The organism is Streptomyces sp. NPDC005483 (genome assembly GCF_040606035.1).
GTDB lineage: Bacteria > Actinomycetota > Actinomycetes > Streptomycetales > Streptomycetaceae > Streptomyces.
On sequence record NZ_JBEXEA010000007.1, the window covers coordinates 128,900 to 142,764 of the forward strand.

General features: G+C 71.0%; 10 protein-coding genes. 3 read left to right on the plus strand and 7 right to left on the minus strand.

Annotated elements, in window-relative coordinates:
* Position 1: 1 nt before the first annotated feature.
* Positions 2 to 1,504: an MFS transporter gene (locus ABZT06_RS15660; RefSeq protein WP_355740415.1), complete on the minus strand. Its 1,503-nt coding sequence runs from the start codon at positions 1,502 to 1,504 to the stop codon at positions 2 to 4.
* A gap of 177 nt (positions 1,505 to 1,681) precedes the next feature.
* Here ABZT06_RS15660 and ABZT06_RS15665 point away from each other — a divergent pair, with 177 nt between their 5' ends.
* Both ABZT06_RS15665 and ABZT06_RS15670 read left to right on the plus strand, forming a co-directional pair.
* Positions 1,682 to 2,026: a metalloregulator ArsR/SmtB family transcription factor gene (locus ABZT06_RS15665; RefSeq protein WP_355740417.1), complete on the plus strand. Its 345-nt coding sequence runs from the start codon at positions 1,682 to 1,684 to the stop codon at positions 2,024 to 2,026.
* Between the two features lie 5 nt (positions 2,027 to 2,031).
* Positions 2,032 to 2,541 carry an SRPBCC family protein gene (locus tag ABZT06_RS15670; protein ID WP_355740419.1) on the plus strand — a complete coding sequence of 170 codons (510 nt, stop codon included), beginning with the start codon at positions 2,032 to 2,034 and terminating at the stop codon, positions 2,539 to 2,541.
* Positions 2,542 to 2,564: 23 nt separating this feature from the next.
* On the opposite strand, the gene ABZT06_RS15675 is transcribed toward ABZT06_RS15670, so the two are convergent.
* The 5 genes from ABZT06_RS15675 to ABZT06_RS15695 all read right to left on the minus strand — a co-directional run bounded on the left by ABZT06_RS15675 (position 2,565) and on the right by ABZT06_RS15695 (position 9,613).
* Positions 2,565 to 5,378: an NHLP bacteriocin export ABC transporter permease/ATPase subunit gene (locus tag ABZT06_RS15675; RefSeq protein ID WP_355740421.1), complete on the minus strand. Its 2,814-nt coding sequence runs from the start codon at positions 5,376 to 5,378 to the stop codon at positions 2,565 to 2,567.
* A gap of 1 nt (position 5,379) precedes the next feature.
* On the minus strand, positions 5,380 to 7,602 hold the full coding sequence (locus ABZT06_RS15680; RefSeq protein WP_355740423.1) for an NHLP family bacteriocin export ABC transporter peptidase/permease/ATPase subunit: 2,223 nt from the start codon (positions 7,600 to 7,602) through the stop codon (positions 5,380 to 5,382).
* Complete coding sequence (locus ABZT06_RS15685; RefSeq protein WP_355740425.1) at positions 7,599 to 8,405, minus strand: HlyD family efflux transporter periplasmic adaptor subunit; 807 nt, start codon at positions 8,403 to 8,405, stop codon at positions 7,599 to 7,601. The genes ABZT06_RS15680 and ABZT06_RS15685 overlap by 4 nt, the downstream gene beginning before the upstream one ends.
* A gap of 179 nt (positions 8,406 to 8,584) precedes the next feature.
* Positions 8,585 to 8,800 carry a hypothetical protein gene (locus ABZT06_RS15690; protein ID WP_007386623.1) on the minus strand — a complete coding sequence of 72 codons (216 nt, stop codon included), beginning with the start codon at positions 8,798 to 8,800 and terminating at the stop codon, positions 8,585 to 8,587.
* Between the two features lie 450 nt (positions 8,801 to 9,250).
* Positions 9,251 to 9,613 carry a PaaI family thioesterase gene (locus ABZT06_RS15695; protein WP_355740427.1) on the minus strand — a complete coding sequence of 121 codons (363 nt, stop codon included), beginning with the start codon at positions 9,611 to 9,613 and terminating at the stop codon, positions 9,251 to 9,253.
* Positions 9,614 to 9,805: 192 nt separating this feature from the next.
* Between ABZT06_RS15695 and ABZT06_RS15700 the strand changes: the two genes are divergently transcribed.
* A complete protein-coding gene (locus tag ABZT06_RS15700; RefSeq protein ID WP_355740429.1) occupies positions 9,806 to 11,233 on the plus strand; it encodes a S1 family peptidase in 1,428 nt (475 codons plus the stop codon).
* 190 nt (positions 11,234 to 11,423) lie between these two features.
* On the opposite strand, the gene ABZT06_RS15705 is transcribed toward ABZT06_RS15700, so the two are convergent.
* Positions 11,424 to 13,571, minus strand: coding sequence for a SpoIIE family protein phosphatase (locus ABZT06_RS15705; RefSeq protein ID WP_355740431.1), 2,148 nt, complete (start codon positions 13,569 to 13,571; stop codon positions 11,424 to 11,426).
* Positions 13,572 to 13,865 lie beyond the last annotated feature (294 nt).

Here is a 13,865-nt window from a genome sequence, read left to right on the forward strand (position 1 = left end):
GCTACATGTGTACGACGGGTGCGGCGTCCGGGTCCTGCTCGGCCACCCCGCGTCGGAAGAGCAGGAAGGTGATCAGGGCGCCGACGGCGAAGAGGCCCGCCGACCACCAGAACGCGGTGGTGTAGCTCTCGATCGTCGCGTGGGCCTGGACCAGCTTGTTCGTCGGGTCCTTGCCGGCCAGGTAGTCGGCGGCGGCGCTCGCGGCCAGCGTGTTCAGCAGCGCCGTACCGATCGAACCACCCACCTGCTGCATGGCGTTGACGGTGGCGGAGGCGACTCCCGCGTCCTCGGCCGCGACCCCGCCGGTGGCCAGCTGCATGGCCGGCGGCATGACCAGACCGAGGCCGAAGCCGGTCACGATCAGCTGTGGCAGTACGTGGGACGTGTAGCTGGAGCCGACGCCGATCCCGGTCAGCCAGGCCATCCCGGCCGCGGCGACCGCGAAGCCGGCCGGGATGACCACCTTCGGCCCGATCCTGGGGACCAGCATCGTGGTGCTGACCTGTGCCGCGACCATCAGCGCGGCGACCATCGGCAGGAACGCCGCACCGGTCTTGGTCGGGCTGAAGCCCAGGTTCAGCTGGAGGTAGTAGGTGAGGAAGAGGAAGACACCGAACATGCCGCCGCCGGAGATCAGCACGGCGAGGAAGGAGGCAGCCCGGTTGCGGTCCAGGAGGATGCGCAGGGGCAGCAGCGGGTGCGCGGCGCGGGTCTGCCACCAGGCGAAGGCGGCCAGCAGTACACCGCCCGCGATCAGGAAGCCCCAGGTCGCGGGGGAGTCCCAGTCGTGCGTCTCGGCGTTGGAGAAGCCGTACACCAGGGAGAAGAGACCGGCGGCGACCAGCAGCGTGCCGGGCACGTCCAGCTTGGAGTTCGCGGCGTCACGGTGGTTGTGCAGCAGCAGCCAGCCGCCCGCGAAGGCGACGACGGCGATGACGACGTTGACGTACAGCGTCCAGCGCCAGTCGAGCGCGTCGGTCAGGACGCCGCCGAGCAGTAGGCCCACCGCGCCACCGGCGCCGGCTATCGCGCCGTACACGCTGAACGCCCTGGCCCGCTCGCGGGCGTCGGTGAACGTCGTGTTGAGCAGGGAGAGCGCGGCCGGGGCGAGGAGCGCGCCGAAGGCGCCCTGCAGGGCACGGGCGGTGACCAGCATCTCGAAGTTGGTGGCGGCGCCGCCGAGTGCGGAGACGGCCGCGAAGCCGACGACCCCGACGAGGAAGGCCGTCTTGCGCCCGAAGAGGTCGGCGATCCGGCCGCCGAGCAGCAGCAGGGAAGCGAACGCCAGGGCGTAGGCGGTGACGATCCACTGCCGGTTGCCGTCGGAGAAGCCGAGGTCGGCCTGGGCCGAGGGGAGGGCGATGTTCACGATGGTGGCGTCGAGGACCACCATCAGCTGGGCGAGCGCGACGACGGCGAGGATCCACCATCGCCTGGCCGAAGCTTCGGCCGGTGCCTCGACGGCACCCTCCCGCCCGCTCTCGGTCAGAGTCTTCTGGGACATGGGAACAACTCCAGGGAAGTCGGCTGGGCTCATCCGCCTCGTAAACGAAACGGTTTCGTACACGTCGAGATTAGAGTACTCCGAGCGAAACGGCAACGTTTCGCTGGGGTCCCATCGGTCGTGTGTCCCCGGGTGCATTCCTTGACTGGCATATAACTGGCGAGGCATATTAAAGCCATGTCCGACACCGCGCTCTGGACCGCCCTCGCCGACCCCCACCGCCGGGCCATCGTCGCGCTGCTCCTGGAGCGGCCCCGGCCCGTCGGGGAGATCGTGGAGGCGTGCGGACTGAGCCAGCCGAGCACCTCGAAGCATCTGAAGGTGCTCAGGGAAGCCGGCCTGGTCCGGGTACGGCAGGACGCGCAACGGCGCGTGTACGCCCTGGACCCGGGCCCGATCGCCGAGCTCGACGCCTGGCTGGCCCCCTACCGCGCGCTCTGGAACACGAGCCTGGACACGCTCGGCGACCGCCTGGACGAGACGGCGCCCACCACCCCCGAGGAACCCGCCCCGAAGGACTGATCCACATGGCCGCAGACCTCACCGGCACCTATCTGACCCTGGACGACGGCCGCCCGGCCGTCCGCTTCAGCCGCACCTACGACCACCCGGCCGCGCGCGTCTGGCAGTTCGTGACCGACGCCGACGAACTCGCCCGCTGGTTCCCGTCCCGCGCCGAGATCGAGCTGCGCCCCGGCGGCACGATCAGGTTCAGCGGCGACCCCCACATGGCGGACTCCACCGGCCGGGTCATCGCCGTCGACGAGCCCCGGCACCTCTCCTTCGAGTGGGGCGGTGACGAACTGCGCTTCGACCTGGAGCCGCTCGACGTGAAGCGGACGCGCTTCACGCTCACCAACGTGCTGAGCGCCGCCGACGCCGCCGCCCGCAACGGCGCCGGCTGGGACGTGTGCCTCGCCGCCCTCGACGCACGCGCCCGCGACGGAGGGTTCGAACGGCCGCAGTGGAAGGAGCTCTACGAGGCGTACGTCGACGCCGGCGTCCCCTCCGGGGCAGCGGTCCCGGGGATGGACTGAAGGCAGTCCCGCAACGCTGCCCCTTACGCCATCTGCCGCCGCACCAGCTCGTGCAGTCGCCCGCCCGTGTCCGCGAGGAGCTGAGCGGGCGGCCCCTGCTGGGCGACTTTGCCGTTCTCCATCACGATCACGCGGTCGGCGTCCAGCACCGTGGACAGCCGGTGGGCGATGACGATCCGGGTGGCGTTGAGGGCCTTGGTGGACTCGATGACCGTGCGCTGGGTGTCGTTGTCCAGCGCGCTGGTCGCCTCGTCGAAGAAGAGGATCCGCGGCCGCCGGATCAACGCCTGGGCGATCATGAGCCGTTGGCGCTGGCCGCCGGAGATCGCCCCGCTGCCGGAGACGATGGTGTGCAGGCCCATCGGCATCCGCTGGATGTCCTCCGCGAGCCCCGCCATCGCGGCCGCCGCCATCGCCTCCTCGGGCGTGTAGGGCTCGGTACCGCAGATGACGTCCAGGATGGAGCCGGTGAACGGCTGGGCGTGCTGGAGCACGACACCGCACTGCCTGCGCACCGCCGACTGGTCGAGGGCGGCCAGGTCCTGGCCGTCGTACAACACACTCCCGGACGCCGGGCGGTCGAAGCCGATCAGCAGCCTGAGCAAGGTCGACTTGCCGCAGCCGCTGGGGCCGACGATCGCCACGAACTCGCCGGGACGGATCTCGAAGGACACGTCGTCGAGGATCAGGGGGCCGTCGTCGGAGTAGCGGAAGGAGAGCCTGCGGGCCTCCATCGCCCCGGTCAGCGGTCCCGGCCGGGTGCTCGCCGTGCGGACCTCCGGCTGGGCCTCCAGGACCGGCTTGATCTCCTCGAAGAGGGGGAGTGCGGCCACCGCCGAGACGAAGGCGCCGGTGAGCGAGGTGACCGCGGTCAGCAGCATCGTCACCGAGGTGTTGAAGGTGAGGAACTCCGCCGCCGACATCGACCCGCGTGCCGGCCCCGCGAGCAGCATGAACATCAGCAGGGTGCACAGCGGGAGATAGACCGAGCCCATCACCGAGGTGAGGTTCTTGATCCGGCCGACCTTCTGCTGGAGCTCGCGGCTGCGGGCGAACTCCGAGGCCCAGGCCGCGTACGCGTAGTTCTCCGCCGCCGCCACCCTCAGCTTGGGCAGGCCGCGCAGGGTCTGGAAGGCCTGGTTGTTCAGTTTGTTGCTGAGCACGACGAGCCGTCGCTGCCAGCGCACCTGCCACAGCCCGAGTCCGAGGAAGCCGGCGGCGATGACGACGAGCATGCCGATCGCCGCCATGGCCATCGGGACGCTGTACCAGAACAGCAGGCCCAGGTTCATCGCGCCGACGGTCACCGACTGGGCGACCGTCGGGCCGAGGCCCGCCATCATCCGGCGGATCGAGCTGATGCCCATGGCCTGGCTGGCGAGTTCACCGGTCGAGCGCTCGGTGAAGAACTTCGTCGGCAGCCTCAGCAGCCGGTCCCAGACGGCCGGTTGGAGGGTCGCCTCGATACGGCCCTCCAGGCGGAGCATGGTGAGGTTCTGCAGCAGCATGAAGGCCGCCGTCACCACACCGCTGACCATCACGGCCAGACACACCTGCACGATCAGGGCGGTCTGCGCCTTCGGCACGAACTCGCCGAGCACCTTGCCGGTCGCGATCGGGACCAGCGCGCCGATCGCCACCGTGACCAGACCGCTGAGCAGCAGGTTCGTCACATCGCCGCCCGTGCCGCGCATGCTGAACCGGACCAGCCCCAGCGGGCTGAGCTTCCGGTCGGGCAGCGGGCGGTAGAACATCACCGCGCGCGGCTCGAACTCCTCCGCGTTGTCCTTCTCGATCGGCGTCTCGCGGCCCGTCGCCGGATGCACGGCCACATAGCCGCCGCGCCGCCACAGCAACGCGACCGGCGCGCCCGACAGTGCCCGGTGACCCACCAGCGGACCGATGTTGTCCCGCCACCAACGACCGTCCAGCCGTACGGACCTGATACGGACGCGGGAGGCGAGAGCGATCCGCTCGACCGGATCGAGACGGTCGCTCTCGGTGCCGCTCTGCGCGTTCTCGGCGAGCGGTATCCCCGCCGCGTCGGCCACCAGCTTGCAGGCCGCGTAACTGGCGTCGGCGTCGGCCGCCGTAGCGCGCTGCTTCGACCTGCCGATGGACGCCAGCAGCGTCCGGTCGGCCTGCGCGCGCACCGCCTCACCGGCCTTGATACCGGCCGCCGTCCGGGTCTCGTGGGTGCGCTCCAACTGCTCGATCCAGCGGTCCAGCGTGGTCAGCAGCCGGTACTGCTGGTCGACCATGGACTGCCAGACCCCGGGGTCCATCAGCAGGTCGGCGGCCGCCTCGGCGCCGTAGAGCGAGCCGTACTGCACGCTGCCCGGCGGCACCTGCATCCAGAACACGTCGTCGTCGGTCGGGGCGGCGGCCCGCTCGTCGGCCATCGGCGCCTGGAAGAGGATGGACAGGCTCCGGCCCACTCCGAGCGCGAGGGCGTACTCCAGCGGGCTCGTCGTCGGCGGCACGTACTGGGGGTTGCCGTACTCGTCGTACGACCACGTCTGGGTGTTCGCGGGTTCGTACAGCTCGCGCAGGCCGATGCGGTGGAGGACGCAGTCCCGCAAGGGCCGTGCCACCAAGGTGTGGTGAGGGCCGGGCACCGGGCCGAGCAGCAGGGCGCCCGGCTCCAGGCGGCCCAGGTGGTGCCAGTGGCCCTGCTGTTCGGCGTCCACCGCGAACAGGTCCACCGCGCCCGACACGACCAGCCACAGCACCTGCGGGCCTTCGAGGTCGATGCGGCTGAATCCGGCGCAGTCGATGCGCGTCCCCATCTGGCCGAGGGCGCCGAGGACCACGTCCCCTTCGTGTGCGGTAGTCATCTCACCGTTCCTTGACCAGCGCCGCGTACGCGCCGCCGCGCGCCACCAGCTCCTCGTGCCGCCCGCGTTCCACGATCGTGCCGTGCTGCAGTACGACGATCTCGTCGCTGTCGCGCACGGTGCTGAGCCGGTGCGCGATCACGACACAGGCGCAGCCGCGCTTGCGCAGGTTGTCCATGACGATCTGCTCGGTCTCCGCGTCCAGCGCGCTGGTCACCTCGTCGAGGACCAGGATGCTGGGCCGGCGGACCAACGCCCGCGCGATCTCCAGGCGTTGCCGCTGGCCCCCGGAGAAGTTGCGGCCGTCCTGCTCGACCCTGCTGTGGATGCCGCCGGGCCGTCGCATCACCACGTCGTACAGCGCCGCGTCCCGCAGCGCCTCCACCACGGCGTCGTCCGGGATCGACGGATCCCACAGCGCGACGTTGTCGCGGACCGAGCCCTCGAAGAGGAAGACGTCCTGGTCGACGAAGGACACCGAGGAGGCGAGCGCGCCGCGCGGGATGTCGTCCAGGCGCTGCCCGTCGATACGGATCACGCCTTCCCAGGGCGCGTACAGGCCCGAGATCAGCCGGGAGACGGTCGACTTGCCGCTGCCGGAGCCGCCGACCAGCGCCACCTGCTGGCCTGGGCCCACGGTCAGGTCGAAGCCGGTGAGCAGCGGCTTGTCGAGCGGGTTGTAGCCGAAGGTGATGTTCTGCAGCTCGACGTGTCCGTGCAGGCGGCGGGTCGAGTCGCCGGCGCCGGGACGGCCGTAGAGCGGGTCGGCCTTGAAGTTCTCCACGTCCTTCAGGCGGGCCACGTCGGCCGCGAAGTCCTGGATGCGCCCGGCGACGCCGTTCAGGCGGGTGATGGGCGCGGTGAAGCGGGTGACCAGGGCCTGGAAGGCGACCAGCAGACCGACCGAGATACCGCCCTCGATCGCCCGCATACCGCCGATCCACAAAATGAGGGCGCTGTTGAAGGTGGCCAGCATCGGGGCGACCACGCCCAGCCACGCGCTCGGCACCCCGAGCCGCTGCTGCTCCTCCAGGGTGGTGGCGTGCTGGCCGGCCCACTTGCGGAAGTAGCCGTCCTCGCCGCCGGTCGCCTTCATCGTCTCGATCAACTGCAGGCCGGTGTAGGCGGTGTTGGTGAGCCGGGCGCTGTCGGCGCGCAGCTTCGCCGTACGGGTCGCCCGCAGCCGGATGACGACCCGCATGGCCACCACGTTCAGCAGGGCCACCCCGATGCCGACATAGGTGAGTTGGGGGTCATACGTGTAGAGCAGGATCGCGTAAAGGATCACGACCACGGCGTCGACGCCCGCCGCCGCCAGGTCGCGGGCCAGGGTCTCGGCCACCTGGTCGTTCGACTGGAGGCGCTGCACCAGGTCGGCCGGGCTGCGCTGGGAGAAGAACGTCACCGGCAGGCGCAGCAGATGGCGCAGGAAACGGGCGCTGGAGAGGGTCGAGGAGATGATCCGGCCGTGCAGCAGGTTCGCCTGCTGGAGCCAGGTCAGGGCGAGGGTGAGGGCCACGCAGGCCCCCATAGACGCGAACAGCACGCCGAGCAGCGAGGTCTGCCCGCCGATCAGGAACATGTCTATGTAGGTGCGGCTCAGCGCCGGAGTGGCCGCGCCGACCAGCACCAGCAGCAGGCTCGCCAGGACCGCCGTCGGCATGGTGCCCGCGGTGCCGCGCAGCCTGGCCGGCATCGCGCCGAGGACACCCGGCTTGCGGCCGCCCCGGGTGAAGTCCTCGCCCGGTTCCATCACCAGCACGACACCGGTGAAGCTGCCGTCGAAGTCCTCCATGGGGACGAAACGGCGGCCCTTGCCGGGGTCGTTGATGTAGACCCCGCGGCGGCCGAAGCGGCGGCCCATGCCGTCGTAGACGACGTAGTGGTTGAACTCCCAGAACAGCACGGCCGGGGTCTTCACCTCGGCGAGCGCGGCCGTGTCCATCTGCATGCCCTTGGCCGTCAGACCGTAACTGCGGGCCGCCTTGAGGAGGTTGCTGGCGCGCGAGCCGTCCCGGGAGACACCGCAGGCGATCCGCAGCTCCTCCAGCGGGACGTGCCTGCCGTAGTGGCCGAGGACCATCGCGAGGGAGGCGGCGCCGCACTCCACGGCCTCCATCTGCAGGACGGTGGGCGTACGGACCGTCTTCGCCCTCCCCGTGGGGACCGGGCGCTTGGGCGGGGCGGAGCGGCGTCTGCTCCGGGTGTCCTGTGCGGTGCTCACGGCAGCAGCCAATCGACGGGGCGCTGATCGGCCAGCCGGATCGAACCCGAGGCCACGGTCATGGAGGTGAGGGCGAAGGGCGGTCCGTCCGCGGACGACCACTTGTAACCGCTCTTCGTGCCCTTCGACCTGTCCAGCTTCACCAGGACGGCGACCGGCCGGCCGTCCTTGGTGAACTGCTCACCGAGCTGGCTGTCCCCGAGGAACGCGGCGATCTGCTGCGCCGACTGCGCCGAGCGGTCCACCGACTTCACATGGCCGCGCAGCACGCCGTACTCCTGGGTCGGCACCGAGGAGACGGTCAGGTCCACGGCGGCGTTCTCGGGAATGGAGGCCGCGTTCTCGGCCTGCACGTACACCGTGGCGTACATCGGATCGGAGGCGTGGGCGACCTTCTCCACCGCGGCGACGTTCGCGCCGGTCGAGATGATCTGCCCGATGGTGGCCGCCAGCGCGGTGAGGCGGCCCGCGGCGACCGTGCGGACGACGGTGTCGCCCTCGGAGGTACGGACCTTCAGTACGGGGGAGTTCGCGGGCAGCAGGGTGCCCTCCTTGGCGATCACCTGGGTCACCTGGCCCGCGACCGGGCTCTGCAGGATGTAACTGCCCTGTCCGTGCGTGAGGATGGCGGGCGCGCTCACCGTGGAGGCGACCGAGCCGTTCACCGCCCACACGGAGGCGGCGGCCATCACCACCACCGTCACCGACATCACCAGCCAGCCCTGCGGGCGGGCGAAGCGGACCGGAAGGTCGAGCTCCTCCGGTGACTGGAGCTTGGCGAGGGCCTGTTGGCGGAACTGCACGGGTCTTCCCTCACCTGCGAACTCTGCGAACGCCGCGCACGGTGCGAACGCTGCCGACGAGAAAGGACCGGCTCGCGTGAGCCGGCCTGATTACGGCACCCAAGAGTCCCGGAACCACCGGTGTGCGGCTCCGGGACGGGGGCGACCACAAAAAAGTGATCAGACCACAGAGAATGTGATCAGAGACCGGCGACCAGGCCGGTGACCGGGGCGGTGTTCAGGCCGGTCACACCCTCGACCGTGCCGACGGCCGTGTTGACCAGGCCGGAAACCGGGGCAACGCCGTCCACCAGGCCGGTGACGGTGCCGAGGGCGTTCAGCTGCAGGCCGCCGGAGACGTTGTCGAGGTCGGCGTCCGAGATCTCGACGGTCTCAACCTGGGGGGTGGAGTTCATGATGGAACTTCCCTTCGTATGGGTATTTCGCAAGGGGGGAGCGGCCCCCTCTGGGGACAGATGACGGCCGCAATCGCAGGGCGCCGGATCCCGTTTCCGGGAAGTCCGTCGGCCTTGCGGTGCGATGGATCAAAGCACGCCGCCGCTCCGCCCTTCCAATTAACCACCCGTCTCACCAGGGAACTTGAGGCACAGAGGCCTCCATCCGTGCAGGCTTGCGCACGCCGTGGTGCCGACTTCTTCACATGTGACGTCACGGCGGCGTGAAGGGGCCCTTGCCGTCGGCGTGGCGAATGCGACACACCTCGCCAATGACGTGGCCGCCGGTCCGCGCTTGTGCAGAACTCCCGCGTGCGGTGACTTGGTTGCGCATTCGATGTGCAGATTCGCTGGAGAGAGGATTCGGGTCGGCATCCACGACCGACCGTTACCGACCCCTTGCTGAGCGTGTCAGCCTGGAGGTGTGCGGATGTCGGTGAACACCATGCGGCGGCCCGGCTTGGTGACGACCGCCTTGATCAGGACATCCGAACCGGTCACCGCCCGCTGAAAGCCGGTGGACTGCCGCACCGTCGTCATCCGTTCGTAGGCGCCCTGGGTCGCCGGGACGGCGATCACGGTGGCGGAGTCGGCGGCGGCCGTCAGGGCCTGGCCCGACAGCGCGCCACCCTCCCGGGCCAACCGCTGTGACCAGGGCAGACGCAGGACCGCTTGGTCCTCGCCGAGTGTCTCGACCATCAGACGGAGGCCGAGGACCCAAGGGGCGAAGTCATCGACGAGGATCTTGTCGGCTTCGGCGGGCGTCATCGCCATATGGGGGATTGTTCCCGCCCGTTGTCGGCCCGGCGCGGCCCGTGGCCGAATCGGCCTGGCAATCGGCGCGTAAAGAAACGGCATTGAACGCCCCGCGCACACCGTGCGTACCCATGGCCATCCAGGCGCCCCGAACAACCGACTGCCGCACGGCGGTCACAAGACTCCGGTCCCCCCAGGAGGTCGAGAAGTTTGAGTCACAAGCGAATTCCGAAGCGCAAGGCCGCATTTGCGGCAGGCACTGTGGTGGCGCTCGGAGCGGCCGCGATTCTGCTGCCCAACGCCAACGCGTCCCAGGACGGTTCGTCGAACGACGCGGCGGCCATTGCGCCGAAGACTCTGAAGGCGACGGACGCCTCGGACCTCGCCTCGCAGCTCGAGAAGTTGCTGGGTGACGCCTTCGCCGGGTCCTACTACGACTCCGACAGCCAACAGCTCGTCGTGAACGTCGTATCCGGCGACAACAACGTCGTCGTGCAGGCGAAGAAGGCCGGCGCCAAGGTGCGCGAGGTCGAGAACAGCCTCACCGAACTGGCGGCCGGCGCGAAGACGCTGAAGGAGGAGGCGACCATCCCGGGCACCGCCTGGGCCGTCGACCCCCGCACCAACAAGATCCTCGTGACCGCCGACAGCACGGTCACCGGCGACAAGTGGAACACCCTCGAGTCGACCGTGAAGAGCCTCGGCTCGGACATGGCGACCGTGAAGAAGTCGGCGGGCACCTTCAAGACCTTCGTGTCCGGCGGTGACGCCATCTTCGGCGGCGGTGCCCGCTGCTCACTCGGCTTCAACGTCACCGCGGGCGACGGCAGCCCCGCCTTCCTGACGGCCGGTCACTGCGGTGTCGCGGCCGAGCAGTGGTCGGACACCCAGGACGGTCAGCCGATCGCCACCGTCGACCAGGCCACCTTCCCCGGCGACGGTGACTTCGCCCTGGTCAAGTACGACGACCCGGCGACCGTGGCGCCCAGCGAGGTCAACGTCGGCGGCGGCCAGACCGTCGCGATCAACCAGGCCGCGGACGCCGAGGTCGGTGCCCAGGTCTTCCGGATGGGCTCCACCACGGGCCTCGCCGACGGCCAGGTCCTCGGACTCGACGCCACCGTCAACTACCCCGAGGGCACCGTCACCGGGCTCATCCAGACCGACGTCTGCGCCGAGCCCGGCGACAGCGGCGGCTCGCTGTTCACCCAGGACGGTTCGGCGATCGGTCTGACCTCCGGCGGCAGCGGCGACTGCACCGTGGGCGGCGAGACCTTCTTCCAGCCGGTGACCACCGCTCTTCAGGCGGTCGGCGCCACGCTCGGCGCGGGTGACGCGGCCGGCGGCGCGGGTGCCGGTGCGGGCGCGGGCGACGACCAGGCCGGTGGCGACGCCGGTGCTGGTGCTGGCGACGAGGCGGGTGCCGGTGGCGACGCCGGGGCCGGTGCGGGCGAGGAGGCCGGTGCCGGTGGCGACGCCAGCGCGAGCCCCGGTGAGGAGGCCGGCGCCGGTCAGGAAGTCGGCGGCGAGCAGGCCGGCGGTGACGTGATCGGTGGCGAGCAGGCCGACAACGGCCAGGAGACGGGCAACGGCGCCGGCGATGCCACGGGCGACGCCGCGGGCCAGGCACACAACTGACGTTCCACAGCACACCTTGAACCGGCCGCGTCGGCAGCGGCCCCCCACACCCTCCGCTGCCGACGCCGGTCCGTACGACCACCTCCCGGCCACACCGCGGTTCCGGCCCGGGAGGTGCAACGGTCCGGCCCTCCGGCGGGAGGGCCGGACCGGCGTGTTTCACCGGGCGGGGCCGTCGCGTTCCACCGGTTCAGCCGCCCGCACGCAGCAACAGCAGTGCCACGTCGTCGATCCGCTCCCTCGCGGACGCGCTGCGGCGGACGAGTTCGTCGGCCAGTTCGTCGAGCGGACGGTCACCGGCCTCGGCGAGCCGCCGTCCCAGCTCGATGAGCGCCTCCTCGATGTCGACGCCGGGGGACTCGATCAGGCCGTCGGTGTACAGGGCCAGGACGCAGCCGGGCGTGAGATCCACCTCCGTGGTCGGATAGACGGCCGAGCCGTCGATACCCAGCAGCGGGCCCCCCGCCAGATCCAGCACCCGCACCCGGCCGTCGGGCCGTCGGAGCAGTGGCGGCGGATGCCCCGCCCGGGCCATGACCGCCCGCCCCCGCTCCGGATCGAGCCGCAGATACAGGCAGCTGGCGAGCAGGTCGGCGCCGAGGTCGATCAGCAGCCGGTTGGTCGAGCGCATGACCTCCTCCGGCCGCTGGCCGACGGTCGTGTAGGCCCGAACCGCCGTGCGGATCTGCCCCATCAACCCGGCCGCCGTCACGTTGTGGCCCTGCACGTCCCCGATCACGGCGGCCGCCAGCCCGTCGACCGGTACCAGGTCGTAGAAGTCGCCGCCGATGTCCATGCCCTGCGTGGCCGGCAGATAGCGAGCCGCCGCGTCGATGCCGGGCAGCGAAGGCAGGCTGTGCGGCAGCAGGGCCGCCTGCAGACCGTGCGCCAACTGGTGCTTGGCGTCGTACAGGACGGCCCGCTCCAGGGCCTGCGCGATCAGCCCGCCGAGACTGGTCAGCACCGCCCGTTCGTCGGCGGGGAAGGGATGCCGCTCGGCGTACGCAAGCACACAGGTGCCCACCGGCCGCCCGGACGCGACCAGCGGCAGATAGGCCCAGGCCGCGAACCCGTCGGGGGTGTGTTGGCGCCGCGGATACAGACGCTCCAACTGCTCGCGGGACTCGAAGAACGCCGGCACCCCGGTGGTCAGGGCATGGGCGCCGGGCGTCGGTTCGGACAGCGGCAGCCCGTCGAACCGCTCCACGACCTGGGCGTCCGGATACCCGCGGTGCCCGAGCACGTGCAGCCGTCCCGCCTGTGAACCGAGCACGACCAAAGCCTGGCTCCCCACCGCCGGGGCGATCTCGTCCGCCACCAGCTGCACCACGTCCTGGACTCCGACCGCCTCGGTCAGCGCCCCGGCCAGACTGAGCACCTGCGAGATCGTGACCAGCCGGGACGGCGAGTCGCCGGGCTGCGGACCGGCCCGGGCCAGCTCCGCGACCGCCCGGGCCCGGCTGATCCGGACGCTCAGCCCGGTCGTGCTCGGGTACAGCCGGAACGACAGCCAGTCCACGGGTGGCCGCAGCGCCAGGAACGACGTGCTGTGCTGGCTGAGCAGCGCGGCCCGGTAACGGTCCTCGTAGACCGGGTCGTTGAGCCAGGGCACCGCCGCCCACAGCTGCGAGCCCAGCAGACGGGAGACCGGGATGCCGATCAGCTCGGCCGCCGCGGCGTTGGCGAAGGAGATCCGCCCGTGCAGATCGAGCGAGCACAGTCCGTACGGCAGCCTCGCCACCATCCGCGCCGCCTCCACCGTGCCCAGCGTCCCGGCCGCGCCGCCGACCTGGGACGCGGCCAGCAGATCAGGTTCGGCGTACGGGGCCAGGCTGTCCTCCACCGCCCGCTCCAGCCGTACCGCGAGCCGCCCGCAGGACGCGCTCAGATGGTCCCTCTCCCGGTCGGACAGGTCCGGCGGATGCGAACCGGGCCAGGTCACGAAGACCGCGCCGTACACCTTGGACGCCGTCGCCACCGGTACCGCGGCCAGCGCGAAGGGATACGGCAGCACCACGGCGATCCGCGGAAAGCGGCGCGCCATCTCGTGCTCGCCGCCCACCCACACCAGCCGCCGCTCCCGCACCGCCTCCGCCACCGGGATCGGCGCGCTCAGCCCCACCCGCTCCCAGGGCGCCGCGAACGCCCGCGGCAGGCCCGCCATCACCGCCATCTGCAGCACGGGTTCGTCGGCGGCCATGAGGTACACCGCGCCGGAATGGGCGTGCACCTCGTCCATCATCGACGCCAGCGCGAGGGAGAGGAGCGGCCGCCCCACCCGGGTCCTGGCGCCCGCCGGCGCCGGGGCGGACCTATGCCCGTCGGACACGCCAACCACCTCCTCGCACGGGCGCGTCCCGGAAGGAGCGCGGCCCGCTGTCGCGTGCCGGGCCCCCAGGGATCAAATCTCCTCCCTCACGGCCCGTCCCGCACGGCGAACGTACCCGTGTACGGGCACACGGGTACCCACGCGACGGCGAGGACACTCCCGTACCCCCATGGCCCCGGACCATGCCCCCACAGTCGAAGCGCGCCACGGCACGCGGGCGCCGCTCGTGCGCCCCCGCGCACCCCGATGGCCGATTCTCCGCGCCCGAGGGCGGTCCGGGACCCGAACAATGGGGCACGCGTT